The 26,158-nt window shown below is 61.9% G+C and carries 25 protein-coding genes; 18 read left to right on the forward strand and 7 right to left on the reverse strand.

Annotated elements, in window-relative coordinates:
• The 4 genes from Q0O05_RS04875 to metK form a co-directional block, all read right to left on the reverse strand.
• On the reverse strand, positions 1 to 862 hold an 862-nt coding region (locus Q0O05_RS04875), incomplete at its 3' end, for a phospholipid carrier-dependent glycosyltransferase (protein WP_366519040.1).
• Positions 859 to 1,341, reverse strand: a complete 483-nt coding sequence (locus Q0O05_RS04880) for a GtrA family protein (RefSeq protein ID WP_293660815.1) — start codon at positions 1,339 to 1,341, stop codon at positions 859 to 861. The genes Q0O05_RS04875 and Q0O05_RS04880, both read right to left, overlap by 4 nt.
• Positions 1,338 to 2,579: a glycosyltransferase family 9 protein gene (locus tag Q0O05_RS04885; protein WP_293660817.1), complete on the reverse strand. Its 1,242-nt coding sequence runs from the start codon at positions 2,577 to 2,579 to the stop codon at positions 1,338 to 1,340. Before Q0O05_RS04885 ends, Q0O05_RS04880 begins: the two co-directional genes overlap by 4 nt.
• 9 nt (positions 2,580 to 2,588) lie before the next feature.
• Positions 2,589 to 3,773 (reverse strand): methionine adenosyltransferase, encoded by a 1,185-nt coding sequence (metK, locus tag Q0O05_RS04890; protein WP_293660819.1) that lies wholly within the window; start codon positions 3,771 to 3,773, stop codon positions 2,589 to 2,591.
• A 183-nt stretch (positions 3,774 to 3,956) separates the two neighbouring features.
• On the opposite strand from metK, the gene Q0O05_RS04895 reads away from it, so the two are divergent.
• Together Q0O05_RS04895 and Q0O05_RS04900 are read left to right on the forward strand one after the other, a co-directional pair.
• A complete protein-coding gene (locus tag Q0O05_RS04895; RefSeq protein ID WP_293660821.1) occupies positions 3,957 to 4,787 on the forward strand; it encodes a lysophospholipid acyltransferase family protein in 831 nt (276 codons plus the stop codon).
• A complete protein-coding gene (locus tag Q0O05_RS04900; RefSeq protein ID WP_293660823.1) occupies positions 4,753 to 5,652 on the forward strand; it encodes a lipid A biosynthesis acyltransferase in 900 nt (299 codons plus the stop codon). The genes Q0O05_RS04895 and Q0O05_RS04900 overlap by 35 nt, the downstream gene beginning before the upstream one ends.
• A 42-nt stretch (positions 5,653 to 5,694) precedes the next feature.
• On the opposite strand, the gene yihA is transcribed toward Q0O05_RS04900, so the two are convergent.
• Positions 5,695 to 6,348: a ribosome biogenesis GTP-binding protein YihA/YsxC gene (gene yihA, locus Q0O05_RS04905; RefSeq protein ID WP_293660852.1), complete on the reverse strand. Its 654-nt coding sequence runs from the start codon at positions 6,346 to 6,348 to the stop codon at positions 5,695 to 5,697.
• A gap of 148 nt (positions 6,349 to 6,496) precedes the next feature.
• Here yihA and Q0O05_RS04910 point away from each other — a divergent pair, with 148 nt between their 5' ends.
• From Q0O05_RS04910 to Q0O05_RS04930, 5 genes are all read left to right on the forward strand, one after another.
• Positions 6,497 to 7,135, forward strand: a complete 639-nt coding sequence (locus Q0O05_RS04910; RefSeq protein ID WP_293660824.1) for a c-type cytochrome — start codon at positions 6,497 to 6,499, stop codon at positions 7,133 to 7,135.
• 113 nt (positions 7,136 to 7,248) lie between these two features.
• On the forward strand, positions 7,249 to 9,375 hold the full coding sequence (locus tag Q0O05_RS04915; protein ID WP_293660826.1) for a cytochrome c biogenesis protein ResB: 2,127 nt from the start codon (positions 7,249 to 7,251) through the stop codon (positions 9,373 to 9,375).
• A gap of 9 nt (positions 9,376 to 9,384) precedes the next feature.
• A complete protein-coding gene (gene ccsB / locus Q0O05_RS04920) occupies positions 9,385 to 10,713 on the forward strand; it encodes a c-type cytochrome biogenesis protein CcsB (RefSeq protein ID WP_293660828.1) in 1,329 nt (442 codons plus the stop codon).
• 17 nt (positions 10,714 to 10,730) lie between these two features.
• A complete protein-coding gene (gene msrP, locus Q0O05_RS04925) occupies positions 10,731 to 11,738 on the forward strand; it encodes a protein-methionine-sulfoxide reductase catalytic subunit MsrP (RefSeq protein WP_293660830.1) in 1,008 nt (335 codons plus the stop codon).
• A 15-nt stretch (positions 11,739 to 11,753) separates the two neighbouring features.
• Positions 11,754 to 12,368 (forward strand): protein-methionine-sulfoxide reductase heme-binding subunit MsrQ, encoded by a 615-nt coding sequence (locus Q0O05_RS04930; protein WP_293660854.1) that lies wholly within the window; start codon positions 11,754 to 11,756, stop codon positions 12,366 to 12,368.
• Positions 12,369 to 12,400: 32 nt separating this feature from the next.
• On the opposite strand, the gene lysA is transcribed toward Q0O05_RS04930, so the two are convergent.
• The gene (lysA, locus tag Q0O05_RS04935; RefSeq protein ID WP_293660831.1) at positions 12,401 to 13,684 is read right to left on the reverse strand and encodes a diaminopimelate decarboxylase; all 1,284 of its coding nucleotides are present in this window, start codon (positions 13,682 to 13,684) and stop codon (positions 12,401 to 12,403) included.
• 209 nt (positions 13,685 to 13,893) lie between these two features.
• Between lysA and cyaY the strand changes: the two genes are divergently transcribed.
• A complete protein-coding gene (gene cyaY, locus Q0O05_RS04940; RefSeq protein WP_293660833.1) occupies positions 13,894 to 14,226 on the forward strand; it encodes an iron donor protein CyaY in 333 nt (110 codons plus the stop codon).
• Positions 14,227 to 14,247: 21 nt separating this feature from the next.
• Here cyaY and Q0O05_RS04945 read toward each other — a convergent pair whose 3' ends face one another.
• Positions 14,248 to 16,608 carry a penicillin-binding protein 1A gene (locus Q0O05_RS04945; RefSeq protein WP_293660835.1) on the reverse strand — a complete coding sequence of 787 codons (2,361 nt, stop codon included), beginning with the start codon at positions 16,606 to 16,608 and terminating at the stop codon, positions 14,248 to 14,250.
• 273 nt (positions 16,609 to 16,881) lie between these two features.
• On the opposite strand from Q0O05_RS04945, the gene Q0O05_RS04950 reads away from it, so the two are divergent.
• From Q0O05_RS04950 to Q0O05_RS04995, 10 genes are all read left to right on the forward strand, one after another.
• Positions 16,882 to 17,961, forward strand: coding sequence for a pilus assembly protein PilM (locus Q0O05_RS04950; RefSeq protein ID WP_293660837.1), 1,080 nt, complete (start codon positions 16,882 to 16,884; stop codon positions 17,959 to 17,961).
• Positions 17,958 to 18,602: a PilN domain-containing protein gene (locus Q0O05_RS04955; RefSeq protein WP_293660839.1), complete on the forward strand. Its 645-nt coding sequence runs from the start codon at positions 17,958 to 17,960 to the stop codon at positions 18,600 to 18,602. The genes Q0O05_RS04950 and Q0O05_RS04955 overlap by 4 nt, the downstream gene beginning before the upstream one ends.
• Positions 18,603 to 18,614: 12 nt before the next feature.
• Positions 18,615 to 19,280 (forward strand): type 4a pilus biogenesis protein PilO, encoded by a 666-nt coding sequence (locus Q0O05_RS04960; RefSeq protein ID WP_293660841.1) that lies wholly within the window; start codon positions 18,615 to 18,617, stop codon positions 19,278 to 19,280.
• Complete coding sequence (locus Q0O05_RS04965) at positions 19,277 to 19,819, forward strand: pilus assembly protein PilP (protein WP_293660843.1); 543 nt, start codon at positions 19,277 to 19,279, stop codon at positions 19,817 to 19,819. The genes Q0O05_RS04960 and Q0O05_RS04965 overlap by 4 nt, the downstream gene beginning before the upstream one ends.
• 29 nt (positions 19,820 to 19,848) lie before the next feature.
• Positions 19,849 to 21,921 (forward strand): type IV pilus secretin family protein, encoded by a 2,073-nt coding sequence (gene pilQ / locus Q0O05_RS04970; RefSeq protein ID WP_293660856.1) that lies wholly within the window; start codon positions 19,849 to 19,851, stop codon positions 21,919 to 21,921.
• A 31-nt stretch (positions 21,922 to 21,952) separates the two neighbouring features.
• Complete coding sequence (locus Q0O05_RS04975; protein WP_293660845.1) at positions 21,953 to 22,489, forward strand: shikimate kinase; 537 nt, start codon at positions 21,953 to 21,955, stop codon at positions 22,487 to 22,489.
• Positions 22,490 to 22,495: 6 nt separating this feature from the next.
• Complete coding sequence (gene aroB, locus Q0O05_RS04980) at positions 22,496 to 23,602, forward strand: 3-dehydroquinate synthase (RefSeq protein WP_293660847.1); 1,107 nt, start codon at positions 22,496 to 22,498, stop codon at positions 23,600 to 23,602.
• Positions 23,603 to 23,659: 57 nt separating this feature from the next.
• Positions 23,660 to 24,832 (forward strand): deoxyguanosinetriphosphate triphosphohydrolase, encoded by a 1,173-nt coding sequence (locus Q0O05_RS04985; RefSeq protein WP_293660849.1) that lies wholly within the window; start codon positions 23,660 to 23,662, stop codon positions 24,830 to 24,832.
• Positions 24,833 to 24,884: 52 nt separating this feature from the next.
• On the forward strand, positions 24,885 to 25,430 hold the full coding sequence (locus Q0O05_RS04990) for a DUF1415 domain-containing protein (protein ID WP_293660858.1): 546 nt from the start codon (positions 24,885 to 24,887) through the stop codon (positions 25,428 to 25,430).
• On the forward strand, positions 25,427 to 26,158 hold a 732-nt coding region (locus Q0O05_RS04995), incomplete at its 3' end, for an SAM-dependent methyltransferase (protein WP_293660851.1). The genes Q0O05_RS04990 and Q0O05_RS04995, both read left to right, overlap by 4 nt.

The raw sequence follows: 26,158 nt of genomic DNA on the forward strand, positions 1-26,158 counted from the left end.
TCGGGTAGGGGCCGGAGACGGCCGCCTGCCAGTAGCCCATGGTGCTGCTCATCTTGCCGGCGTTTTCGCCCAGCACAAACTCTTGCCAAACGGCGGCGGGGTCCGGGTCCAGCGCAAGCCAGAGCGCAAAAATGCTCAATCCCAGCAGCGCAGACCAGGTGGCCCCAAGGGTGGCGCGCCAGGTGGTGCGCCAGGACCATGGCGCGCTCAGGAGCACCGCCAGCCACAGCGAGGCCGCCGCCGGCGCCAGCAGCGCGAAGGACTTGTAGGCCGCGCCAAGCCCCATGGCCAGGCCGAACAAGGTGTAGGCAATGGGGCCGGGGGCGCTTGCAACGCCCCGCTGCGTCCGACGCAGGAGCTGCCACAGCACCCACCACATCGGCAGGGCCAGCCAGAAGGTCTCAGGGGCCGAGGTGAGGTAGACCCGGCCGTAGCGGAAGGTTGAGAAAAACAGCAAATACAGGGCCGCTGCCACGCAGGCGGTGCGCAGGGGGCGGGAGTCTTCGCTCATGCGGTAGGCAAAAAAAGCCAGCAGTGCGGTCGTGGCAAAGGTGTAGGCAATACTGGGCAGGCGCAGGGCCCACAGGCTCCAGTGCTCGCCCCAGCCGCCGGCGGCCATGGCTTGCCAGATCAGCAGGGGCGGCTTGGTGTTGCGCATGCCTTCCAGCTCCGACTGCAGGGGCAGCCAGTGTCCGCTCTCAGCGGTCATGCGGGCAATGTGGATGTAGACCATCTCATCGCCGTTGGTCGGTGCGTAGCTGCTGTCCAGTCCCAACAGATAGAGACACGCTGCTACCAAAACCAGAGCTACCCAGGCACTATCGGCGGGCGACTGCGGGGTAAAGAAGCGTTGGGGCTTCATTCCTTGGGGCGTTTGAAGGTCCAGCGGTCGTTGGCCAGAAAGTTGCTCACACTGGCCGCCAGAATGGCAATCACGTTGGCCACGCGGTAGTCCATGCTGCCCGAGAGCAGCAGGGTCAGCACATACTGCATGCCGCTGCCGAAGGCCGACGCGGTCACGTACTGGCTGAACTCCAGCGCCAGCAGCCGCATGCGCACCGGCTGCACTTCGCCGGCCTCCAGCGTCTTGACGCGGTCGGCCCAGGTCCAGAGCCGGTTCCAGCTGAAATTGTTGATGGTGGCCAACGTGATAGCCAATGCCAGCGAAAAGTAGGGCTTGTTGTAGCCCGACTCGATATGGTTGAACAGGTACTCGTGACCCACATGGAGCACGGCCAGATTCACCACCGTGCCACTGGCGCCGACGATGCCGAACTTGATATAGCGGTAGCGCTCCAGCAGGCCCAGGCCCCACAACACCGTGCGTTGCAAGGGGCTCATGCAGGGGCGCTTTCGGACGTCCGGGTCAAAAACGTCAGCGCCTGCTCCAGCACCGGGTCGGGGGCGATGCGCTTGAGGCACTGGTTGTCTCCGTCGCAAAACGTGAGGCGGTGGTTGTAGGCCGTCAGGCAGGGGGAGCAGGCGATGCCGCTCTCCAGCACGATGTTGCGTGTGCCCAGGGGGCCGTAGAGCTTGCCGGTCTCGGGCCCGAAGAACACCATGGTCTGAATCGGCGTGAGGGTGGCAAAGTGGCCCGGCCCGCCGTCGTTGGTGATCAGCAGTTCGCTGGCATGAAACAGCATCAAAAGCTCGCGGATGCTCTTGGTGTAGCCGGTCAGGTCCAGGCAAGCGTCACTTCCGACTTGCGCCTGCAGGTCTTTGGCCAGCTGTGCGTCGTCTTTCAGGCCGATCAGGCCCACCGCACACCCCGCGTTCACCAGCCCGCGGGCCACGCGGGCGTAGTGGGTGGCCGGCCAGGCGCGCTCGGGCAGGATGCCGCCGCCGGCATACATCAGCACCAGGCGCCGCTCGCGCGTCACCGGGTGGTCGCTCTCGAGCTTGCCGCGGTAGTGGCCCAGCTCGGTGTCGTTGTACTTGACGGACAGGCCTGTTTCAGCGGGCAGGCTGCGGGTGGCTGCCGCGCGGTTGCGGGGCATGCTGTCGGGCGCGTTCAGCGCATCCACCAGCGACAAAAATTGTTTACTGATGTGCTGGTAGGGGTTGTAGGGGATGCTGTGATTGATGAAGCTGCCGCGGTACAGGCCCTCTTGGGTGTGGGCGGTAAATCCGGCCCGCACCGGCGCTCCGGTGCTGAACGAGAGCAGGGCGCTGACCCGTGAAAACAGTTCGCAGTCGATCACCGCCTCCAGACCCAGCCGTCGCATCTTCAGGCTCACCCGCAGGATGTCTGCGATTAACGCGCCGCCGGAGCTGTCGTCCAGCGAATGCATGCAGTCCACCGCGGTGAGTTGCAGCAGCTTGGAGACTTCCTGGTTCTTCTTGAGTTGCAGGACATGGATGGCCGCATGGGGGTACTTGCGGCGCAATTCCGCAAACATGGGACCAGCCAGCACGATGCTGCCCATCTCTGAGAGCAGGATGACCAGGATGTTTTTGGGCGCTGCCGGCATGCGGGCCGGCGCGCCAAAACTCCGGGTCAAACCCACCCATGCCGACACCGCGCCGCACAGCAGCTGGCCGGCCCAGCGGTCAATGAAGCGTTGTGTCTGCAGGTTCATGGGTGGCGCTTACTTCAGGCCGGCGGCAGCGCGCAGCGTTGCGGCTTTGTCGGTGCGTTCCCAGGTGAACTCGGGCTCTTCCCGGCCGAAGTGACCATAGGCCGCGGTTTTTTCGTAGATGGGGCGCAGCAGGTCCAGCATCTGGATGATGCCCTTGGGGCGCAGGTCGAAGTGCTCGGCCACGAGTGCCGACAGCTTGTCGTCGGGCATGACGCCTGTGCCTTCGGTGTAGACCGTGATGTTCATGGGCTTGGCAACACCAATGGCGTAGGCCACCTGCACCTGGCACTGCTTGGCCAAACCAGCGGCGACCACGTTTTTGGCCACATAGCGGGCGGCATAGGCTGCGGAGCGGTCCACCTTGGACGGGTCCTTACCCGAGAAAGCGCCACCACCGTGGGGGCAGGCGCCGCCGTAGGTATCCACAATAATTTTGCGTCCGGTCAGGCCGCAATCTCCTTGGGGGCCGCCGATCACAAAACGGCCGGTGGGGTTGATCAGGTAACGGGTGTTGTGCAGCCACTCCTTGGGCAGCACCGGCTTGATGATTTCTTCGATGATGGCTTCGGTGAACGAGGCCTTCATCTTGTGCTGGGTCTCCGACTGGTCCGGGCTGTGCTGGGTGGAGAGCACCACGGTGTCGATGCTGTGGGGCTTGCCATCCACATAGCGCATGGTCACCTGGCTCTTGGCATCAGGGCGCAGGAAAGGCAGGCGGCCGTCCTTGCGCAGCTGGGCCTGGCGTTCTACCAGGCGGTGGGCGTAGTAAATGGGCGCGGGCATCAGCTCGGGCGTCTCGTCGCAGGCGTAGCCAAACATCAGGCCCTGGTCGCCCGCGCCGATGTTGAGGTGGTCGTCGGATGCGTGGTCCACGCCTTGGGCAATGTCGTTGCTTTGCTTGTCGTAAGCCACCAGCACCGCGCAGCCCTTGTAGTCGATGCCGTACTCGGTGTTGTCGTAGCCGATGCGTTTGATGGTGTCGCGCGCCACCTGGATGTAGTCCACATGCGCGTTGGTGGTGATCTCACCGGCCAGTACCACCAGACCGGTGTTGGTCAGCGTCTCGGCGGCCACGCGGCTGCGGGGGTCTTGCTTGAAGATTGCGTCCAGAATCGCGTCCGAGATCTGGTCGGCCACCTTGTCGGGGTGTCCTTCGGATACGGATTCAGAGGTAAATAGAAAGTCGTTCGCCATGTCAAATGCTCCAAAAAGTTCACAACAGGTCGCGTTGCCTGGGCTTTGGAGCTTTCAGCGAACGCTTTAGCAGATTCGCCGGATCTGGCGAGGCACAATGGCTCCCTTTGTTCGTTTGCCCTTGTGTTGTCACCCTGCAAGTAGTTCTATAACTCGGTGACGGAGCGGATTTTAGCCCAGCCCATGATGTTCCTTTTTCGACTGCTCTCGCTGCTGCCATTGGCTTGGCTGCACGCTGGTGGCTATGTGCTAGGGTGGTTGGTTTACTGCGCTTCACCCGAATACCGGCGCAGGTTGCAAAGCAATGCGGCATCGGCCGGACTCAGCCCCCGCCATTGGCGACCAGCCGTCGGCGCTGCCGGGCACATGGTGGCCGAGCTGCCGCGCTTGTGGCTGGGGCGCGCGGTTCCGGTGCGCTGGTCGGGCGAGGCGCCTATTGAGGCGGCGCTGACGCAGGGACGCGGCATTGTTTTTTTGACCCCGCATCTGGGCTGTTTTGAAGTCACTGCGCAAGCCTTTGCGGCGCGCTACGGGGTTGCTGGGCATCCCTTGACAGTGTTGTTCCGCCCGCCGCGCAAGGCCCGGCTGTCGGAGTTGGTTCGGGTCGCGCGCCAGAGGCCGGGTTTGCTGACTGCGCCTGCCAGCCTGGCGGGTGTGCGGCAGCTGCTTCGGGCGCTGAAGGCGGGCCACGCGGTGGGCCTGTTGCCCGATCAGGTGCCGCCCGCGAATATGGGGGTCTGGACTCCGTTCTTCGGGCAGCCCGCCTACACCATGACCTTGGCCGCCCGGCTGGCCCAGCAGTCCGGCGCGCTCATTGTGTTGGCCTGGGGTGAGCGCCTGAACCTGGGGCGTGGGTATGTTTTCCATGTGGAACCGATGGGCTCTGCGCTTTCGCCCGAGCTGCCCGCAGCGGTCCACCAGATTAACCAAGCGATGGAGGCCCTGATTTTGCGCAATCCGGGTCAGTACTTGTGGGGCTATGCCCGCTACAAATCGCCCCGGGAGGAGTTGTAGCGTGACGCGGTGCTTGCTTTGGTTGGTGCGGTGCAGCGGACGACTGCCATTGCGCTGGGTGCGCGCTCTCGGAGCTGGTTTCGGTCTGATGCTGTACGCCTGCGTGCCGTCGCGCCGGCATGTGGTTCGTACCAACTTGCAGTTGTGTTTTCCGCATTGGTCGCCCGAGGAAGTAGCCCGCCAGACCCGGCAGACTTTCATCTATTTCGCCCAGGCCTGGCTGGACCGGGGCTGGATGTGGTTTTCTCCGCCGGACGTGACCCTAGAGCGCATACGGCTGGTCGGCGCGGTGCATGAACTCGATGGTGACGCTCCAACCCTGATTTTTACGCCGCACTTTGTGGGTATGGATGCAGGTTGGGTCGCCTTGACGCAACAGCTTCCGCGCAAATTCACCACAATTTATGCGGCACAAGCGAACAAGGTGGTCGACGACTGGATTTTGAAGGGGCGGCAGCGCTTCGGCACAGGGCGCCCCTTCGACCGGCTGGAGGGCCTCAAGCCTGTGCTGGCGGCCCTGCGCGCGGGAGAGCCTTTGTGCCTGTTGACCGACATGAACTACGAGCCGCTGGATTCAGTGTTTGTTCCTTTTTATGGCGTCACCGCAGCCACGGTGCCTTCGTTGTCTAGGGTGGCGAGACTAGGCCGGGCCAAGGTGATTGCGATGATTACCCGCATCACCCCTGAGGGCTACGAGGTAGAAATTACCCCCGCCTGGCCCGATTTCCCAACGCAGGATCTGGTGGCCGATACCGTGCAAATGAACCAGCGCTTAGAGGCCTATATTGATGTTTCGCCCGCCCAGTACTACTGGGTACACAAACGCTTCAAAGACCAGCCTGAAGGCGTTGCGCCGCCCTACTAATGGGTCGGCCAAGCGCCTGCGGTGTGCTTCGGGAGTGCTTGCTTAGGTATCTGCCGGGGCAGCAGTTGCTACCTCTGCCAAGGGGGCGTCGGGGTGCGCCCAGTCCCACAGAAGCGTGGCAACCTCGTCAATGCCGGTGCGTTTGGTGGCTGAAAAAAGCCGCACTTCGCCGCCGCCTGCTTGTAGCTTTGTAATGGATAGCACCTTGGCCCCCTCGGTGCGGGTCAGCTTGTCGGCCTTGGTCAGGATAACCAGAAACTTCAGGCCTTCCTCGACCCGTGGGCGGATCACGTCGAGCAGGATTTCGTCCAATTCGGTCATGCCGTGGCGCGGGTCGCACATCAGCACGATGGCTTTGAGGTTCTGGCGGGTAACCAAATAGTTGGCCATCACCTGCTGCCACCGGATCTTGTCCTGCTTGGGCACTGCCGCGTAGCCGTAACCGGGCAGGTCGGTCAACACCGCATCGGTGCCGCCTTGCTTACCCAGGGCAAACAGGTTGATGTGCTGGGTGCGGCCCGGCTTTTTGGAGGCAAATGCGAGCTGCTTTTGCTGCGTCAGGGTGTTGATGCAGGTGGACTTGCCGGCGTTGGAGCGCCCCACAAAGGCAATCTCGGGCACATCCAGCTCGGGCAGAAAATGCAATTGCGGGGCCGTGGTCAGGAAGCGGGCAGTGTGCAGCCAACCCAAGGCAATCGTGGCGGCGCTTTTCTCCGGGGGGGATGGGTTTTTAACGGACGGCGCTGCGGCCTTTGGGTTTGGAGAGTTGGACATGAAGATAGAAGGTAAACCCAGTGGCGCATTGTAGAATGCCGGTGTTCCGCCCAACAGAAACAACACTCCTATGAAGTTGATTGCTCAAATGATCGTCGCAGCCGCTGTTGCTGTGCTCGCTGTTTCTTCCCATGCGGAAGCGCAGAAACCTGATGCCCCTAAGGTCGTGAAACCCGACCTTGCCAAGGGCGAAGCCGTTTACGGCAATGTGTGTGCCGCCTGCCATGGCGCCGACGGTAATTCCGGCACCCCCGCATATCCCAAGTTGTCCCAGCAGCACCCCGAGTACCTGGTCAAGCAGCTGCAGGAATACAAGTCCGGAAAGCGTAACAACGCGATCATGAAAGGCTTTGCTTCTGCCCTGAGCGATGAAGACATGAAAAATATCGCCTACTGGGTGAGCAGCAAGAAAGCAAAACCCGGTTTTGCAAAAGACAAAGAGCTGGTGGCCTTGGGTGAGCGCATCTACCGCGGTGGCATTGCAGACCGTCAGGTGGCCGCTTGTGCCGGCTGCCACAGCCCGAACGGCGCAGGCATCCCCGCGCAGTACCCCCGTTTGAGCGGCCAGCACGGCGACTACACCATTGCACAGCTAACCGCTTTCCGCGATGGTGTCCGTAACAACAACCTGCAAATGACCCAAGTGGCGGCCAAGCTGAACGATCGCGAAATCAAGGCGGTATCGGACTACATCGCCGGGCTGCGTTAATCGGCCCACTCTTTTGGGCTCTTTCGGGGCCCTAGTGACGCGCTAACAATTCCCTGTGCCAAGATGCGGGCCCATCGACCAGATGGCCCGTTTTTTTTTGATGGCAAGACTACATGACAGTTTCAACCCAAGGCATTGAGCTCCGATCCGGTTCGAGGGCATGGCGCTCGTCGGTGGAGCTCTTGTCGTCCATGCGTTTTTCCATCTCGCTGCTGACGGTTATTTGTATCGCGTCCGTGATTGGCACGGTGCTCAAGCAGAACGAGCCTCTTGGTAACTATGTGAACCAGTTCGGGCCGTTCTGGGCCGAGGTGTTTCAGCGTGCCAGCCTGACCAATGTCTACAGTGCCTGGTGGTTCCTGCTGATTCTGGCGTTTCTGGTGATCAGCACATCACTCTGCGTGGCGCGCAACACGCCCAAGATATTGACCGATTTGCGGTCCTACAAAGAAAACATCCGTGAGCAAAGCCTCAAGGCTTTCGGCCACAAGGCCCAGGCAGAAATGTCCGAAGCGCCCGAAGCGGCCGCGCGGCGCCTGGGTGCTTTGCTGGCGGGCGGAGGCTGGCGGGTCAAGCTTCAGTCCCGCGAAACGCCGCAGGGCCTGGGCTGGATGCTCGCAGCCAAAAAAGGCGCTGCGAACAAGCTGGGTTACATCGCGGCGCACAGTGCCATCGTGCTGGTGTGTGTGGGCGGCCTGCTGGATGGCGAGCTGATGGTGCGGGCCCAGATGCTGTTCAACGATAAGTCGGCCTACAAGGGCGGCGGAATGATCGCGGATGTGCCCGCGCAGCACCGCCTGAGCGCCAACAACCCCACGTTCCGTGGCAACCTGATGGTCACGGAAGGGACGCAGGCGGGCACTGCCATCCTCAACCAGACGGACGGCATCCTGTTGCAGGAGCTCCCCTTTAGCTTGGAGCTGCAGCGGTTTATCGTGGAGTACTACTCCACCGGAATGCCCAAGTTGTTTGCCAGCGATATCGTGATTCACGACAAGGCTACGGGCGAAAAAATCCCTGCCCGGGTCGAGGTGAACCGCCCCGCCAGCTTCAAGGGCATCGAGATTTATCAGTCCAGTTTTGATGATGGCGGCTCGGGGCTGAAGTTCTCGGGTCAGTCGCTGCGCTCAGGCGGCGCGCCCTTCAGCCTCGAGGGTGTGGTGGGAGGGAGCAGCCTTATCTCCAGCGCGGCTGCAGGTGGTGAAGAACTGACGGTGGAATACACCGCCTTGCGCGTCATCAACGTCGAGAATTTTTCTGCCACGGGCATGGACGGCGTAGGGCAGGGCAGCAAAGTCGATGTGCGCGGCGTGGACTTGCGCTCCTCGATCGTCGCCCAGCTGGGCGCGGCCAACAAGCCCAAAGACGAGAAGACTCTGCGCAATATCGGCCCGAGCTACAGCTACAAGCTGCGCGACAAAGCGGGTCAGGCCCGTGAGTTCAACAACTACATGCTGCCGGTCGACATGGGCGACGGAAGCCCGATTTTTCTGCTGGGCTTGCGCGAAACGCCGGCTGAACCTTTCCGCTATCTGCGCGTTCCTGCTGACTCGGAGGGCAGCATGGATGGCTTCTTGCGCTTGAGTCGCGCCTTGGATGATGCGGAGCTTCGCGCTACGGCCATCCGCCGCTACGCGACCAAAGCCATCGGCCCCCAGCGGCCCGAACTCGTGGCCCAGCTGGAAGATTCGGCCCGCCGTGCGCTGGACTTGTTTGCAGCGAGCAATCCGCAGAAACCGCGACTGCAGATGATCTCTGACTTTCTGGAAGCCAACGTGCCAGAGCCCGAACGCAATAAGGCGGGCGAGGTCCTGGTGCGTATTTTGAACGGCGTACTCTTCGAGCTGGCGCAGCTCAGCCGCGAGAAAGCGGGCCTGAAGCCCCTGCCGCAAGAAGAAGCCACCCAGCAGTTCATGACCCAAGCGGTTTTGGCACTGAGCGATGTGCCGCTGTATCCGGCTCCGTTCGTGTTGCAGTTGCAGGATTTCGCGCAGGTCCAGGCCAGCGTGTTTCAGGTGGCCCGCGCGCCAGGCAAGGCGGTGGTGTACCTGGGATGTGCACTTTTGATTCTCGGGGTCTTTGCCATGCTTTACGTGCGTGAGCGCCGCTTGTGGATATGGTTGCAGCCTCAAGGGCCGGGCTCCCCACTGACCGCCGCCACCATGGCCCTGTCTACCAACCGCAAAACCATGGATGGCGACCAGGAGTTTGAGCACCTGAAACGCCGCTTGCTCGCTTAGGAACACAACATGAATGCCTCGTCCGCTGAAAGCCTCAGCCTCCATTTAAACCGCAGCTATTTCAGTCGTTCGCCGCTGGAGTGGGTGTTTGCCGCGCTGGTGCTCGCTGGAGGTGTCTATGCCTTGTTGCAGTACGAATCGGCGATGGACGTTTACGAAAAAGGCATTCTGCTGGCCGCCATACCGGCGACGGTGTGGTTGGGCTGGCTGTGGCAGCCGCTGCAGCGTTTGATGCTGGCGGTCGCGGGTCTGTCATTGCTGGGTATCAATGCCTACCAGGGGGACCTGGCGCGCGCGGAGTCGGTGTTCTGGCTCAAGTACTTCTTGTCCAGCCAGTCAGCGATTCTGTGGATGAGCATGCTCTTCTTCATGGCCACGATCTTTTACTGGATTGGCGTGTTTGCCAAAGGCCGCGCCGAGGGCTTGGAGTCGGTGGCCTCGCGCCTGGTGTGGGCAGCGGTCACTATGGCGCTGACCGGCACCATGGTCCGCTGGTTCGAAAGCTATCTGTTGGGCCCTGACATCGGCCACATCCCGGTGAGCAATCTGTACGAAGTGTTCATCATGTTTTGCTGGATGACGGCCGTCTTCTATCTGTACTTCGAGGCGCAATACAAGACCCGCGCTTTGGGCGCCTTCGTGATGCTGGTGGTGAGTGCAGCGGTGGGCTTTTTGCTGTGGTACACCGTGGAGAGGGGCGCGCAGGAGATCCAGCCTCTGGTGCCCGCGCTCAAAAGCTGGTGGATGAAGCTGCACGTGCCGGCCAACTTCATTGGTTACGGCACCTTCGCTCTGGCTGCGATGGTGGCCTTTGCTTACCTCATCAAGCAGCAGGCCACCGACACCCGCTGGTACCGTATGGCGCCGCTGTGGCTGTTGGGTGTGGTGTTGTGCTTTGAGCCGATTGTGTTCCGCAAGGCATCCGTCTCCGGCATGAGCGACTACTGGGCTATTTATTTCGGCATCTCGGCGCTCATCGTGGCGGGCATTCTGCTCGGCCGTCGCGCCATCGCTGCCAAGTTGCCGCCGCTGGAGGTGCTCGACGATGTGATGTACAAGTCCATTGCGGTGGGTTTTGCATTTTTCACTATCGCCACAGTGCTGGGGGCCCTGTGGGCGGCCGAGGCATGGGGCGGATATTGGAGCTGGGACCCTAAGGAAACTTGGGCCCTGATCGTTTGGCTGAACTATGCCTCCTGGCTGCATATGCGCCTGATGAAGGGCTTACGTGGTACTGTGGCTGCATGGTGGGCGCTGGCCGGTCTGGGAGTGACTACCTTTGCCTTCATCGGGGTCAATATGTTCCTCAGCGGTCTGCACAGCTACGGCACGCTGTAACCATTACTGGAGTCATCATGCTTATCAAGTCGCCCGCCGATGGCTTTGAACATCCGGTTCCGAGCGAGATCACCCCGCAGGTGATTTACCACGGGCGGCGGCGCATGTTGCAGCAGCTCGCCACCGGCGTGGCGGGTGTGGGCATGGCTTCATGGGCGGCGCGCGACGGTTTAGCGCAAGGCGCCGGCTGGGGCGCACGCCCCGGCAAGCTCACTGCGCTGGCTGCCAAAGCTACAGCAGTAGAAGGCGGCACAACGTCTGACAAGGTCACGCCCTACAAAGACGCCAGCAGCTATAACAACTTTTACGAGTTTGGCACCGACAAGGCCGACCCCGCGGTCAACGCCCACACCCTGCCCATCAGCCCCTGGGCGGTGGAAGTGGAGGGGCTAGTCAAAAAGCCGGCTAAGTTTTCCCTGGAAGACCTGCTCAAACTCAGCCCCATGGAAGAGCGCATCTACCGCTTGCGCTGCGTGGAGGGCTGGTCCATGGTGATTCCGTGGGTGGGCTACTCGCTCGCCGAGCTGATCAAGAAGGTGGAGCCGCTGGGAAGCGCAAAGTATGTGGAGTTTGTGTCGCTGGCGGATCCCAAAACCATGCCGTATGTGGGCTCGCGCGTTCTCGACTGGCCCTACCTGGAGGGGCTGCGTCTTGACGAGGCCCGCCACCCGCTGACCCTGTTGGGCTTTGGGATGTATGGCGAGGTCATGCCCAACCAGAACGGCGCGCCTGTGCGGCTGGTGGTGCCATGGAAGTACGGTTTCAAGAGCGGAAAGAGCATCGTCAAAATCCGCTTCACTGAAAAGCTGCCCGCCACCGCGTGGAGCAAGGCCGCCGCCAACGAGTACGGCTTTTATTCCAATGTGAACCCGCAGGTTGACCACCCCCGCTGGAGCCAGGCCACCGAGCGGCGCATCGGCGAGGACGGGCTGTTCGCCAAAAAGCGCAAGACGCTGATGTTCAACGGGTACGAGGCGCAAGTCGGCCAGCTCTACGCCGGCATGGACTTGAAGAAGTTTTACTAAAGTGCCCGGATGCCGATGAACGCCTGGCTCTCCCGACCCGGCGCCAAACCGGTATTACTCCTGGCCCTGTGTGGCCCGTTGGCGTACCTGGTCTGGGCGGCTGTCGCTGACCAACTGGGCGCCAACCCTGCGGAAGCCCTGATTCGATCCACCGGAGACTGGACCCTGCGCATGCTCTGCCTGGTTCTGGCGGTCACGCCCCTGCGGGTGCAGACCGGCTGGAGCGCGCTGGCCCGCTTTCGCCGCATGATCGGTGTTGCCACTTTTTGCTACGGTCTGCTGCACCTGGCTGCCTACGCCTGGCTGGACATGGGGCTGGATGTGTCTGAAATCGCGCTCGACATTGCAAAGCGCCCTTTTATTCTGGTGGGCTTTACCGCGATGCTGCTGCTTAGCGTGCTGGCGGCAACTTCTTTTAATCGTGCCGTCAGGGCGATGGGCGCGCGCCGCTGGCAAGCGCTGCACCGTGCGGTGTATGGCATTGCAGGGCTGGCAGTTCTGCATTTTTTTTGGATGCGCGCCGGCAAAAACGACTTTGCAGAAGTGGCGGTCTATGCCGCCATCCTCGGACTACTTCTGCTATGGCGCGTGCGCAGATTTTTGGCTAAAAAGACTGAAATCGCCCGTTAAATAAGCGCAGACAGCTATGTTTTTGGTAGCGTCTAGAGGAGCTTTTCGCCGCGGATCTGGTCGGCAAAGCTGTCGCGCTGGCGGATGAGGTGGGCCTGTTCGCCGTCCACCAGCACTTCGGCTGCCTTGGGGCGCGAGTTGTAGTGGCTGGCCATGCTCATGCAATAGGCGCCGGCAGACAGCACTGCGAGCTTGTCTCCGGCCCGCACGTGCAGGGAGCGGTCACGGCCCAGCCAGTCACCGCTTTCGCACACCGGCCCGACCACATCAAACAGCTGTGCCTCCTGCTCGTCATCCGCTGAACGGCGCAGCGGAACAATGCCGTGGAAGGCTTGGTACATGGCGGGTCGCGGCAAATCGTTCATGGCGGCGTCCACGATGCAGAAGTTTTTCTGCTCGCCGGGTTTTACATACAGCACCTCGGTCACGCACACGCCGGCGTTGCCCACCAGCGAGCGACCTGGCTCAATCATCAAGTGGCGTTGCCCGAAGCCGCGCGCGTCGAGCTTGGCGAGCAGCTTGTGCCACAAGGCATCGGCCGCGGGCGGGGTGTCTCCGTTGTAGTTGATGCCCAGGCCGCCGCCGAAGTCGATGTGGCGGATGGCAATGCCTGCGGCCTCGATGGCCTCAACCAGGTCGAGCATGCGGTCCATGGCGTCGAGGTAGGGCGTCTCTTCGGTAATCTGGGAGCCGATGTGGCAGTCAATGCCCACCACCTGCAAACCGGGCAAGGCTGCGGCGCGCTGGTAGGTCAGCAAGGTGCGCTCATGGGCCACGCCGAATTTGTTGCCCTTCAGACCAGTCGAAATATAGGGGTGGGTCTTGGGGTCGACGTTGGGGTTCACCCGGATGCTGATGGGTGCGCGCTTGCCCAAGGACAAGGCCACCTCGTTGAGAACATCAATCTCCGCCTCGCTCTCCACATTGAAGCAGCCGATGCCGGCCTGCAGGGCCCGCGCCATCTCGGCGCGCGTCTTTCCCACGCCTGAAAAAATTACCTTGGCCGCATCTGCGCCCGCTGCGAGTACCCGCTCAAGCTCGCCGCCGGAGACGATGTCAAAGCCGCAGCCGGCGCGGGCAAAGAGCTGCAGTACCGCCAGCGACGAATTGGCTTTCATCGCGTAGCAAATGCGGGCATTGCGGCCTGCAAAGCCGCGCTGGTAGGCCGCCAGCGCATCCAGCATGGAGGCCTTGGAATAGACGAACAGGGGGGTTCCATGGGTGGCTGCAAGGTCGTGCAGGCTGCAGCCCTCGACCTGGAGCTGATCTTGCGCGTAATGGATATGGGGCTGGCCGGGGAGTAGGGGGGCGCTCATGGAGTGGTGGGTGCGGTGGCGTTGGTAGCAGGGGCCGGGGAGGCGATGGATGCGCCCGTGGGGCGGGCGTCGGCGGGTGCAGGTTTGGGCGGAACCTTGGGCAAATAGAGCGCGCCCGATTGGCCACAGGCGCCCAAAGAGAGTCCACAAAGCAGGGGAGGGAGGGCGCTGACTAGAATTCGGCTTAGCTTCAACATAACGAAATTGTAATGACCGACCCCGAATTCATGAGCCTTGCCGAATCTTTGTTGCGCAGCCTGGAGCTGTGCTGCGATCACATCAACGACGAATCGGATGCCGACATCGACAACCAGCGGGTCGGAAGCATGGTCACACTGACCTTCGCCAACCGCTCCCAAATCATTGTGAACCTGCAAAAGCCCCTGCATGAAGTGTGGATGGCGGCGAAATCGGGGGGCTACCACTACCAGTGGTCGGGTTCGGAGTGGCAGGACACCAAGGGGCAGGGTGAATTTTTTGCCGCCCTCAGCAGTAATGCCAGCCTGCAGGCCGGCCTGCCGCTGGAGTTTGCACCCCGTTAAACCGGCCTCGAAACCCGCACCTTAGTTTTTGAACATATCGAGAATTTTCTTCTTCTCGTCGGCGCTGGCGGCTGCTTCCGGTGGGGCATTGGGTTTGTCGCCCAGCCCCAGGTTGCTCACACCGGCACCGTTGGCAAACTCTTCAAAAAACCACTCTCCGCCCAGCTGTACCACACCTTCCGGGGCGGAGTATTCGGACACCGGCACGTTGTGCAGCGCAGTTTCCATAAAGCTGATCCAGACAGGCAGGCTCAGGCCGCCGCCGGTTTCGCGGTCGCCCAGTTTGCGCGGCGTGTCGTAGCCAATCCAGGTGATGGCGGTCAGGGTGGGCTGGTAGCCGGCGAACCAGGCGTCCATGGAGTCGTTCGTGGTGCCCGTCTTGCCGTAGAGGTCGGTTCGTTTGAGCGTGGTCTGCGCGCGCGCTGCGGTGCCTGAGCGGGTGACTTCCTGCAGCAGGCTGTTGATCACGAAGGCGTTGCGTTCATCAATCGCCCGATCGGTGTCAGACAGTACCGGCGGGCGCGTCTCAACCAGCACCTTGCCGCGCTGCTCGCTGACCTTGGAAATCAGCCACGGGTTGATGCGGTAGCCACCATTCGCAAACACCGAATACGCGGTAGCCATTTGCAGGGGCGTAACCGTACCGGCGCCTAGCGCCATAGTCAGGTAGGCGGGATGTTTGTCGGCCTCAAAGCCAAAGCGGCCAATCCAGTCTTGCGCGTACTGCGGGCCCACCGAGTTCAGCACCCGGATGGAGACCATGTTTTTCGATTTGGCCAGACCGCGGCGCAAAGTCATGGGGCCTTCAAACGTGCCGTCGTAGTTCTTGGGCTCCCATGGCTGGCTGCCGGTCACGCCGGCATCAAAAAACAGCGGCGCGTCATTGACCACCGTGGCCGGGCCAAAGCCTTTTTCCAGCGCCGCTGAATAGATAAAGGGCTTGAAGCTCGAGCCAGGCTGGCGCCAGGCCTGGGTGACGTGGTTGAACTTGTTTTTCCCGAAATCAAAGCCGCCCACCAGAGCCTTGATGGAGCCATCCCGTGGGTCCAGGGCCACAAAAGCGCCTTCGACTTCCGGCATCTGGGTCACTTCCCAGCCGCCTTTGCTGGTCTTGGCAACGCGGATCAGAGCGCCCCTGCGCAGCCTGATGTTGGGCGGCGCTTTGTCCGACAGGCCGGACTGGGCGGGCTTGAGTCCGTCGCCGGTGATGTCCAGCACTTCGCCGCCCTGCCGCCGGGCCCGGATGCGCTTGGCATCGGCTTCCAGCACCACGGCAGTCATCACGTCTCCATTGTCAGGATGATCATCGAGCGCGTCGTCAATCGCGTCTTCCAGATCTTGTCCGCCGGCGGGCAGATTGATGAATTTTTCCGGCCCGCGATACACCTGCCGCCGCTCAAAGTCCATGATGCCCCGGCGCAGCGCGCGGTAGGCCGCCATCTGCTGCTCCGCGCTCAGTGTGGTTTGCACATTCAGGCCGCGGGTGTAGGTTTCATCACCGTACTGGGCAAACATCAGCTGCCGGATCATCTCGGCCACGTACTCGGCGTGAATGGGGTTGATGTTGGGTCCTGTGCGGATGGTGAGAACCTCGTTACGCGCAGTCTCAGCTTCCTTTTCGGTGATGAAGCCGTTCTCCAGCATCCGGTCGATGATGTAGCGCTGGCGCGCCTTGGCGCGCCTGGGGTTGCTGATCGGGTTGTAGGCCGAGGGGGCCTTGGGCAAGCCGGCGAGCATGGCCGCTTCAGCGATGGTGACGTCCTGCAACGGCTTGCCGAAGTAGGTTTCAGCGGCCGCGGCAAAGCCGTAGGCCCTGTTTCCCAGAAAGATCTGGTTCATGTAAATCTCGAGAATCTGGTCTTTGCTGAGCATGTGCTCGAGCTTGAAGGTCAGCAGAATCTCGTAGATCTTGCGAGTGAAAGTCTTCTCGGAGCTGAGATACACATTGCGCGCCACCTGCATGGTGATGGTGGAGGCGCCCTGGCTCCTGGCGCGGCCCACATTAGCCAGCCCCGCGCGGACCACGCCCACGTAGTCCACCCCGCCGTGCTGGTAAAAGCGCGCGTCCTCCACGGCCAGAATGGCGTCGGTCATTGCCTGGGGGATTTCCTTGATCGGGGTGAGCTTGCGTCGCTCCTCGCCGAATTCCCCGATCAGGTCGCCTTCTACCGAGTAGATGCGCAAGGGTAGCTTGGGGCGGTAGTCCGAGAGGTCGCTGATGTCCGGCAAATTCGGGTACGCCATGGCCAATGCCAGCGCGACCAGCGCAATCAGCGAGAAGGCCCCGGCGGCGGCCAGGCCGGTGAGCCACAACAAGGCAACCAGCGCCCAATGGCGGGTTTTAGGGGCGTTGCTGGCGGCTGCGGCTTTGGTCTTGGGCATGAAGGGCTTTGGTTTTCAGCCCATTATAAAAACAGGCCCCATAACGGGAGGTAATCGCGCCATTGGCGAAGTCAGGGATGCCACGGCGGCGATTGCGTGGTCGAAAGACTGTCAAAACATGCGCGTAAAGTGGCGATGAAACGTCGGTTTCTACCAACGTCGCAAATTGTGAATAAATGAAAAACTCTTTGTAACTCAATACTCTTGCTGATAGCATTCAAGTGATTTGTTAAGTTTATTTGGCAGTGCTTTCATTCGTTTCAGGGGACCATTTTGATCTCATTGGGGTCGTTATTCAGACGTCAACCTGCGCCCATGATCGGGCTTGATATCAGTTCCTCCAGCGTCAAGCTGGTCGAGCTGGGTCGTAACGGTTCCGGCAAGCTGGTTCTGGAGCGCTGCGCCATTGAGCCCTTGGAGCGCGGCTGGGTGCTGGATGGCAACGTCGAGAAATTCGACGAGGTGGCCGACGCGGTGCGCAAGCTGGTGAAAAAAAGCGGCACCAAAACCAGACATGTGGCAATGGCCCTGCCGCCCTCGGCGGTGATTACCAAGAAAATCATCCTCCCGGACGGTATGTCCGACCTTGACCTGGAGCAACAGGTGGAGTCGGAGGCCAACCAGTACATTCCTTTCCCCCTCGATGAGGTCAGTCTGGACTTTTGCGTGATCGGGCCGAGTGCGATGTCGGCGGGCGATATCGAGGTGCTGATTGCGGCTTCGCGCCGGGAAAAGGTTCAGGACATTCAGGGCCTGGCCGAAGCCGCAGGTTTGACGCCGGTCATTGTGGATGTGGAGTCTTATGCCGCGCGGCTGGCTGCCGGTCGCCTCATTGAGAACCTTCCGGGTGCCGGCGCAGGGCTCATCGTGGCGCTGTTCGAGGTGGGCGCCATGACGACCAGCATGCAGGTCTTGCGCGACGGCGAGGTACTCTATGACCGGGATCAGGCGTTCGGTGGCGCCCAGCTCACCCAAATGATTGTGCGGCAATACGGCTTCTCGCAAGAGGAAGCCGAAAGCAAGAAGCGCAGCGGCGATCTGCCCGAAGACTACGACAGCGCGGTTCTCCAACCGTTCATGGAAACCATGGTGCAGGAGCTCGGTCGCGCCTTGCAGTTTTTCTTCACCAGTACTCCGCACAACAGGGTGGACTACATCATGCTGGCGGGCGGCTCGGCTGCATTGCCGGGTCTGACCCACGCGGTCACCCAGCACACCACCTTCCCGTGCAGCCTGCTGAATCCGTTTAACGGCATGGAAATCGGGGACGCAGTGCGCCTCAAGCGCATGACCCGCGAGGCGCCCTCCTACCTGACCTCCTGTGGGCTGGCGTTGCGGAGGTTTTCGCAATGATCCTGATCAACCTGTTGCCCCACCGCGAGGCAGCTCGCAAGCGGCGCAAAGACCTCTTCAATATCTCGCTCGGCGCGTCGGCCCTGGCGGGGGGGGTGTTGGCGGGCTCCGTGTTTTTGTGGTTCCAGTCCACGATTACCGACCAGCAAGTTAACAACGCAGTGATTGAAGCCGAGGTCAAAAAACTCGACGGCCAGATCAAAGACATCGCCGGCCTGGAAGCAGAAATTGCCGCCTTGCGCGCCCGCCAGCAGGCGGTGGAAGATTTGCAGTCCGACCGTAACTTGCCGGTGCATTTGCTCACCGAACTGGTCAACCAGCTGCCGGACGGGGTCTACGTCAACAAAATGGCCCAGCTCGATCAGCAGGTCACGCTGGGCGGCGTTGCGCAGTCCAACGAGCGGGTGTCTGAGCTTTTGCGTAATCTCTCCAACAACACGCCCTGGTTTGCCAAGCCCGAGCTGGTGGAAATTACCTCCGGCACCGTAGCGCTAAGCACCAAGGAGCAAAAGCGCATCTACAACTTCACCATCAAGGTGAAACTGGTGCGGGCCAGCGAGGCAGGAAAAGGCAGCGCCGCAGCATCACTGGCGTCCGGCATGCCGGTGGCGGCCCAGCCGGCAGCCGTGAAACAACCCTAGAGCTGAACGACCATGGCCACGAGTTTGAACACGTCCATCGATATCGCTGCGCTGCAGGAAAAGCTTTCGTCGCAGTTCCGCGATCTGGACCCCAAAGACCCCTCGCTCTGGCCTGCCGCGCCGCGCTATGCCTTGCTGGCGGCCACCGCGCTGGCGGTTATGGTGGTGCTGTGGTTTACCTGGCTGAGTGCCTCGCAAGAAGTTCTGCAGGCGGAGCAGGCCAAAGAGGTCAAGCTGCGTGAAGACTACAAATCCAAATTATCCAAGGCGGTCAACCTGGAGGTCTTGAAGAAGCAACGTGAGCAGGTCCAGCAATACGTCACCCAGCTGGAGAAGCAGCTCCCCAGCAAAGCAGAAATGGACGCGCTGCTCTCCGACATCAACCAGGCAGGACTGGGCCGCAGTCTGCAGTTCGATCTTTTTCGCCCCGGCCAGATCGCCGTTAAAGAGTATTACGCCGAACTGCCCATCACCATCCGCGTGACCGGCAAGTACCACGACATCGGCAGTTTCGCCTCCGATATTGCGAACCTGTCCCGCATCGTCACCCTTAACAATCTGACCCTGGCACCGCGGCAGGACGCCTCTTTGACGCTGGACGCCACAGCCAAGACCTTCCGATATCTGGATCCGGAAGAAGTCCAGGCCCAACGCAAGGCAACGGGAGCCAAGAAATGATCGCCCGGAGCCTTTTGTCCGTGTTGGCTTTGCTGCCCCTGCTGAGCGGCTGCGGGGCCAGTGGCGAAGACGACATCCGGCAGTGGATTGTGGACGAGCGCAACCAGACCCGCCCCCGCGTCGCACCGATTCCCGCGCCCAAGCAGTTCATCCCCGAGGCTTACACCAACGCCACTGCGATGGAACCCTTCAACAGCCAAAAGCTGACGCAGGCCCTGCGCAGCGAGTCATCGCAGTCCATCACGAATGCCGGGCTGGTCACGCCGGAATTAGCCCGTCGCAAGGAGCCGCTGGAGTCGTACCCGCTGGACAGCATGGCTCTGGTGGGCAGCCTGAGCAAGGCCGGGCAGGTCGTGGCCTTGGTGCGCGTGGACAACCTCCTGTACCAGGTCAAGGCCGGCGCATATCTCGGGCAGAACTATGGCCGGGTCACCCGCATCACGGAGACCAAGCTCACCCTGCGCGAGATCGTTCAAGACGCTGCCGGTGAATGGATAGAGCGCGCTGCCAACCTCGAGCTGCAAGAGAGGGCGAAATGACACATCACAACGATTTCCTGGGAATCCGCATGTTGAAAAAAATCGGTTTGGTTCTGGCCTTGTTGTGGGGGCAGGCGGTGTGGGCCCAATCTGCCATCCAATCGGTGACCGGCTCGGTCCAAGGCGGCAGCGAGGTGGTGCGCATTGACCTCTCCGAAGCCCTGCCGGCGTTGCCCACCGGCTTTGCCATTCAGTCTCCCGCCCGCATTGCACTGGACTTCCCAGGTGTTTCCAACTCAATGGGCCGCTCTACGGTCGAGATCAATCAAGGTAATTTGAAGTCGGTCAGCGTCGTGCAGGCTGGCGATCGCACCCGCGTGGTGCTGAACCTGAAGCAGCCAACAGCGTACAAGGCAGAAATCCAAGGCAAGTCTTTGCTGGTGTCTTTGGAAGCCACTGAACCCGCCAACGCCAAGCCCGGCAATGCCTTTGCAGAAGCCACCAGCCGTGTGGCAGCGCCTCTGAAGGAGGTGGATTTCCGCCGTGGGGCCGATGGCACCGGCCGCGTCGTGGTGACGCTGCCCAACAATCAGGTTGGAGTGGATATTCGCCAGCAAGGCCAGGGTTTGGTGGTGGAGTTCATAAGGTCCAGCCTGCCCGAGAGGCTGCGTCGCAGGCTTGATGTAACCGATTTTGGAACCCCGGTAAAAACGGTCACCACCACCCAGTCCGGCGACCGTGTTCGCATGGTGATTGAACCGCAAGGGCAGTGGGAGCACAGCGCCTACCAGAGCGACGAGCAGTTTGTCGTGGAGGTCAGGGAAATCAAGACCGACCCGATGAAGCTCACCCAGGGCGCGGGTTACAACGGCCAGAAGTTGTCGCTCAACTTCCAGAACATCGAAGTGCGTTCTTTGTTGCAGGTGATTGCCGACTTCACCAACTTCAATATTGTGACCTCGGACTCGGTGGCCGGCGCCGTCACTTTGCGCCTGCAGGATGTCCCCTGGGATCAGGCCCTCGACATTATTTTGCAGGCCAAGGGCCTGGGCATGCGCAAGACCGGCAACGTGCTGTGGGTTGCGCCCAAGGACGAAATTGCCGCGAAAGAAAAGCTCGATCTGGAGACGGTGGTAGCGGTGCAAAACCTGGAGCCCCTGCGCACGCAGGCGTTCCAGATCAACTATGGCAAGGCTGCTGATATCGCTGCGAGTTTGCTGGCAGCCGGTGGCGGTGGCGCCGGGCAGGGCGCAGGCCAGGGTGCTGCGGCCAGCCGTCTTTTGAGTGCGCGGGGCAGTGTGATTTTTGAGGCGCGCACCAACCAGCTGTTTGTGACCGATATTCCCAGCAAGCTCGAGCAGGTGCAGCAGCTGATTGCCAAGATTGATATCGCGGTGCGTCAGGTCTTGATTGAGGCCCGCATCGTCGAAGCCTCCGACAGTTTCGGCAAGTCTCTGGGCGTGAAGCTCGGCGGCGGCGCTACAGCTGCCGGCTCGGGTGACCGCCCCGGCATTGCGCTGGGCTCGAGCTATGTGGCCGGCTCTGCAGCCACCACCTCGGGGAACTTTGTCAACCTGCCTTCCGCAGGCGCCTTGGGGAACACCGCCCCAGGACAGTTTGCGGTGTCGATTTTCGGCGCCGGCGCTGATCGCTTCTTGAATTTGGAAATCTCGGCCCTTGAGGCCGAAGGCAAGGGCAAGGTGGTGTCCAGCCCCCGGGTGGTGACCGCCGATCAGATCAAGGCCTTGATTGAGCAGGGAACAGAACTTCCGTACCAGGTTGCTTCGTCCAGCGGCGCGACGGCGATTGCCTTTCGCAAGGCCAATCTGAAGCTCGAAGTTTTGCCCCAGATAACGCCCGAGGGCAACATCATTCTGGCGCTGGATGTCACCAAAGACACTGTGGGCCAGTCGACTCCGGCGGGCTATGCGATTGACACCAAGCACGTGCAAACCCAGGTACTGGTTGAAAATGGCGGAACGGTGGTGATTGGCGGCATCTTTACCGAAAGCTCCAACGATACCGAGACCAAGGTTCCCTTCTTTGGCGATTTGCCGGGGGTGGGGGTGCTGTTCCGCAACCGCGGCAAAGAAATTACCAAGCGCGAAATGCTCGTCTTCATTACCCCCAAGGTCATTGCCGACAAGGTGGTGGGCCGCTGAGGCGGGACTTTCGCCCGGAGATAGGCAGAAATTGAGTATCAGTCTTGTGGGTCTTCCCGGCTCGGGGAAGACCACCGTTGGTCGCCAGTTGGCGCGCCGTTTGCGCCTGCGGTTTGTGGATTCGGACCACGCCATTGAAGCCCGCATCGGCTGCTCGATCCGGGAGTTTTTTGAGCGCGAAGGTGAAGCGCGTTTCCGGGACATTGAAGAAGAAGTTCTGGACGCGCTCACGCAAGATGCCGAATGCGTGTTGTCCACCGGCGGCGGCGCGGTGCTCCGCCCTGCCAATCGTGCTCACCTTCATGCGCGCAGCCGGGTGGTCTACCTCAAATCAACCCCTGAAGAGCTGTTCAGGCGCTTGCGGCACGATGTGAGCCGCCCGCTCTTGCAGGTCAGCGACCCTTTGAGCCGTATGCGGGAGCTGTTTGCGCTGCGGGACCCGCTCTACCGCGAGACCTCCCACTTTGTGCTGGAGACCGGTCGCCCTTCGGTTAGCACGCTGGTGAACATGATCATCATGCAGCTCGAACTCTCCGCCGCCCCGCCAGCTGCTCCGCCCCTAAACTAGCGTTCTATGACACCCCACGCGCACCAGACCGTTGACATCTCCCTGGCAGAACGGAGCTACCCCATCCTGATTGGCGATGGCCTGCTGCACAGCGCAGGCACATTTGCCGCCCTGCCGCGTGGCAACACGGCGCTGGTGGTCAGCAACACCACGGTGGCGCCGCTGTACAGCGCGCGCCTGAAGTCGGCGCTGGCCGGCCGTTATGAGCGCGTCATTGAGCTGGCCTTGCCCGACGGCGAGTCGTTCAAGCACTGGGAAACGCTGAACCTGATTTTCGATACCTTGCTCGCCCACACCTGCGACCGCAAGACCGTGCTGTTTGCGCTGGGCGGTGGCGTGGTGGGCGACATGACCGGCTTTGCCGCGGCCAGCTACATGCGCGGCGTGCCCTTTGTTCAGGTTCCCACCACGCTCCTGGCGCAGGTGGATTCCTCGGTGGGCGGAAAAACGGGCATTAACCACCCGCTGGGTAAAAACATGATTGGTGCTTTTTATCAGCCGCAGATGGTGGTGTGCGATATCGGTCTGCTGTCGAGCCTGCCAAAGCGTGAGGTCAGCGCGGGGCTGGCTGAAATCATCAAATACGGGCCGATTGCCGACATGGATTTTCTAGCCTGGATCGAGGCGAACATGCCCCCACTCGTCGCGCTGCAGCCGGACGCCGTGACCCATGCGGTGCGGCGCAGTTGCGAGCTCAAGGCCTGGGTGGTGGGGCAGGACGAGCGCGAGAGCGGGCTCCGGGCGATTTTGAATTTCGGCCACACCTTCGGCCACGCCATCGAAGCCGGACTGGGCTATGGCGAGTGGCTGCACGGCGAGGCGGTGGGCTGCGGCATGGTGATGGCGGCCACCCTTTCCCAGCGGCTGGGGCTGGTGGATGCCGGGTTTGTGGAGCGCTTGACGCGGATCATTGAGGCCGCCGGCTTGCCCACGCGCGGCCCGCTCTTGGCTACCGCTGACAACGCCGGTCGCTACCTGGCGCTGATGCGGAACGACAAGAAAGCCGAGGCCGGCGAAATCCGATTTGTGCTGATCGACGGGCCCGGCCGCGCGGTGATGCGGCCTGCACCTGACGCGCTGGTGCGTGAAGTGATTGACGCCTGCTGCGTTTAAATGCTATGAAATTCGTAGCTGCTTGCGCAATATCCATGAGCGCTGCAGGCCTATTTGATGTCTAAATTGCAAGCCTACGCATGCAGCCCCGAGGGCAGCCGTGGCCGCCGCCGCGCTGAGCCTGCTGCGCCCACGCGTTCCCCCTTTCAGCGCGACCGCGACCGCATCGTTCACTCCACCGCCTTTCGCCGCCTTGTCTACAAGACGCAGGTGTTCATCAACCACGAGGGTGACCTGTTTCGCACACGGCTCACCCATTCGCTGGAGGTGGCGCAGCTCGCACGGTCGATGGCGCGCACTCTGGGCCTGAATGAGGACCTGGTGGAAACCATTGCCCTGGCGCACGACCTGGGCCACACCCCTTTCGGGCACGCCGGGCAGGACGCGTTGCACGACTGCATGGCGCCCTTTGGCGGCTTTGAGCACAACCTGCAGAGCCTGCGGGTGGTGGATCATCTGGAGCAGCGCTACCCCGCGTTTGACGGGCTCAACCTGTGCTTTGAGTCGCGCGAAGGCATTCTGAAGCACTGTTCCAGGACGAACGCGGTGGCGCTCGAGGCGCAGGAATCCGCCTGGTCCGCGCGCGACCCGCGCGGCGGTGTGGCTCGGCGCTTTCTGGAAGGCGGACAACCCAGCCTTGAAGCCCAGCTCTGCAACTTGGCCGACGAAATCGCTTACAGCTGCCATGACATTGACGACGGCGTGCGCTCAGGACTTTTGAGCATGGCGCAGATGCAGGAGGTGCCGATGTTTGCGCACTACGCCGAGCTGGCCCTGCGCGAGCACCCGGCCCTCGGCCAGGCCCGCCAGCGCCGTTGGTTGTACGAAGCCATTCGCCTTATGCTCAGTGACATGGTCTACGACGTCATCCGCGCCACCCAGGCGGCGCTGGATGCGGCGGCCCCCGCCGATGTGGATGCGGTGCGGGGGGCAGCGCCGCTGGTGCGGTTCAGCGAGGCCATGCACGCCCAAACCCGCGTACTCAAGCAGTTTTTGTTCCGCCAGCTCTACCGCCACGCCCAGGTGGAGGAGACCATGGGTAAGGCCAAGCAGGTGGTGAGCGAGCTGTTTGGGGCTTATGTGGGCGACCCGGCGCTGATGCAGGACGACGAGCCCGGGGTGGGTACCTCGCGGGAGCGGCAGGTGAGCGACTACATCGCGGGCATGACCGACCGGTTTGCCCTGCGCGAGCATGAGCGCATCACCGGCAGGAGCCTGTTTCGTGTCTGAAGGCACGTCTGTCCGGACGACGCCGGAAGACGACGCGCAGTTGCTGGGCCGCATGCGGCTGTGGCTCGAGCGCGCGGTCATCGGGCTGAACTTGTGCCCCTTTGCGAAGGCGGTGCATGTCAAGCAGCAGGTGCATCACGCGGTGTGCCGCGCCACCGACGCGGAGCCGGTCTTGGAGGTGCTGCGCGCCGAGTTGCTGGCCTTGCAGGCGAGCGACCCCGAGGTGCGTGAAACCAGCCTGCTGATCCTGCCTGAGGGCTTTGCGGATTTTGTGGACTTCAACGAGCTTCTCGTCCGCGCAGACCGCCTGCTGCGCAAGAGCCGTCTCGAGCAGGAGTTCCAGATTGCCAGCTTTCACCCCGATTACCAGTTCGCCGACGCCGCGCCGCACGAACTCAGCAACTACACCAACCGCGCGCCCTACCCAACCCTTCACCTCCTGCGCGAGGCCAGTATCGACAAAGCGGTGCAGGCCTTCCCGGACGCGGCCGAGATTTACGAGAAAAACATGGCCACCCTGGAGCAGCTTGGTCACGCCGGTTGGGCGGCTTTGGGACTGGGGGAGAGCCTCGGCACACCACCACAGGCCAACTCATGAAACAACGTAAAGCCGCCGCTCCGGCCACTGCCGCCGGTGCCGGTGCCGGTGCCGGTGCCGTTATTTTGGCGCCTGAAATCCGCCCCGGCCAGTCGGTTGATCTGCTCAAGGAGCTGCACATCCTGACCCGCGACGGCAAGCTCAACCAGGACTCTCGCCGCAAGCTCAAGCAGGTCTACCACCTCTACCATTTCATCGAAAAGCTGATGAACGAGCTGCCCCCGGCGGCGGGTGCGCCGTTCACCCTGGCGGACCACGGCGCGGGTAAGTCGTACCTGGGCTTCATCCTCTACGACCTGTATTTCAAGCACCTGCCGGGCAGCCGCATCTACGGCATCGAGACGCGCGCAGAGCTGGTCGAAAAATCACGCGCGCTGGCGGACAAGTTGCAGTTCGAGCGCATGCACTTTCTGAATGTGAGCGTGGCGGAGTCCACCGCCCTGCAGAGCCTGCCGGAGCGCTTTGATGTGGTTACCGCCCTGCACGCCTGCGACACCGCGACCGACGACGCAATCGCCTTCGGGCTGGAGAAGCAGGTGCGCGCCTTGGTGCTGGTGCCTTGCTGCCAGGCGGAGCTGGCCCGCCACCTGAACCAGAACAAGGCCCTGAACCTGACCCGCACGCCGCTGGCTGAGCTCTGGCGGCACCCGCTGCACACCCGCGAAATCGGCAGCCAGCTCACCAATGTATTGCGCTGCCTGTACCTCGAGGCGCACGGCTACAGCGTC

It is taken from the genome of Rhodoferax sp. OV413 (assembly GCF_945881795.1).
GTDB lineage: Bacteria > Pseudomonadota > Gammaproteobacteria > Burkholderiales > Burkholderiaceae_C > Allorhodoferax.

What these genes read in the sequence shown, in the direction of transcription:
- Q0O05_RS04880 (WP_293660815.1), bottom strand. Translation starts at nt 1,341, where the DNA reads ATGAGCCCCTTGCAACGCACGGTGTTGTGGGGCCTGGGCCTGCTGGAG.
- Q0O05_RS04885 (WP_293660817.1), bottom strand. Translation starts at nt 2,579, where the DNA reads ATGAACCTGCAGACACAACGCTTCATTGACCGCTGGGCCGGCCAGCTG.
- metK (WP_293660819.1), bottom strand. Translation starts at nt 3,773, where the DNA reads ATGGCGAACGACTTTCTATTTACCTCTGAATCCGTATCCGAAGGACAC.
- Q0O05_RS04895 (WP_293660821.1), top strand. Translation starts at nt 3,957, where the DNA reads ATGATGTTCCTTTTTCGACTGCTCTCGCTGCTGCCATTGGCTTGGCTG.
- Q0O05_RS04900 (WP_293660823.1), top strand. Translation starts at nt 4,753, where the DNA reads ATGCCCGCTACAAATCGCCCCGGGAGGAGTTGTAGCGTGACGCGGTGC.
- Q0O05_RS04910 (WP_293660824.1), top strand. Translation starts at nt 6,497, where the DNA reads ATGAAGTTGATTGCTCAAATGATCGTCGCAGCCGCTGTTGCTGTGCTC.
- Q0O05_RS04915 (WP_293660826.1), top strand. Translation starts at nt 7,249, where the DNA reads ATGACAGTTTCAACCCAAGGCATTGAGCTCCGATCCGGTTCGAGGGCA.
- ccsB (WP_293660828.1), top strand. Translation starts at nt 9,385, where the DNA reads ATGAATGCCTCGTCCGCTGAAAGCCTCAGCCTCCATTTAAACCGCAGC.
- msrP (WP_293660830.1), top strand. Translation starts at nt 10,731, where the DNA reads ATGCTTATCAAGTCGCCCGCCGATGGCTTTGAACATCCGGTTCCGAGC.
- Q0O05_RS04930 (WP_293660854.1), top strand. Translation starts at nt 11,754, where the DNA reads ATGAACGCCTGGCTCTCCCGACCCGGCGCCAAACCGGTATTACTCCTG.
- lysA (WP_293660831.1), bottom strand. Translation starts at nt 13,684, where the DNA reads ATGAGCGCCCCCCTACTCCCCGGCCAGCCCCATATCCATTACGCGCAA.
- cyaY (WP_293660833.1), top strand. Translation starts at nt 13,894, where the DNA reads ATGACCGACCCCGAATTCATGAGCCTTGCCGAATCTTTGTTGCGCAGC.
- Q0O05_RS04945 (WP_293660835.1), bottom strand. Translation starts at nt 16,608, where the DNA reads ATGCCCAAGACCAAAGCCGCAGCCGCCAGCAACGCCCCTAAAACCCGC.
- Q0O05_RS04955 (WP_293660839.1), top strand. Translation starts at nt 17,958, where the DNA reads ATGATCCTGATCAACCTGTTGCCCCACCGCGAGGCAGCTCGCAAGCGG.
- Q0O05_RS04960 (WP_293660841.1), top strand. Translation starts at nt 18,615, where the DNA reads ATGGCCACGAGTTTGAACACGTCCATCGATATCGCTGCGCTGCAGGAA.
- Q0O05_RS04965 (WP_293660843.1), top strand. Translation starts at nt 19,277, where the DNA reads ATGATCGCCCGGAGCCTTTTGTCCGTGTTGGCTTTGCTGCCCCTGCTG.
- pilQ (WP_293660856.1), top strand. Translation starts at nt 19,849, where the DNA reads ATGTTGAAAAAAATCGGTTTGGTTCTGGCCTTGTTGTGGGGGCAGGCG.
- aroB (WP_293660847.1), top strand. Translation starts at nt 22,496, where the DNA reads ATGACACCCCACGCGCACCAGACCGTTGACATCTCCCTGGCAGAACGG.
- Q0O05_RS04985 (WP_293660849.1), top strand. Translation starts at nt 23,660, where the DNA reads ATGTCTAAATTGCAAGCCTACGCATGCAGCCCCGAGGGCAGCCGTGGC.
- Q0O05_RS04990 (WP_293660858.1), top strand. Translation starts at nt 24,885, where the DNA reads ATGCGGCTGTGGCTCGAGCGCGCGGTCATCGGGCTGAACTTGTGCCCC.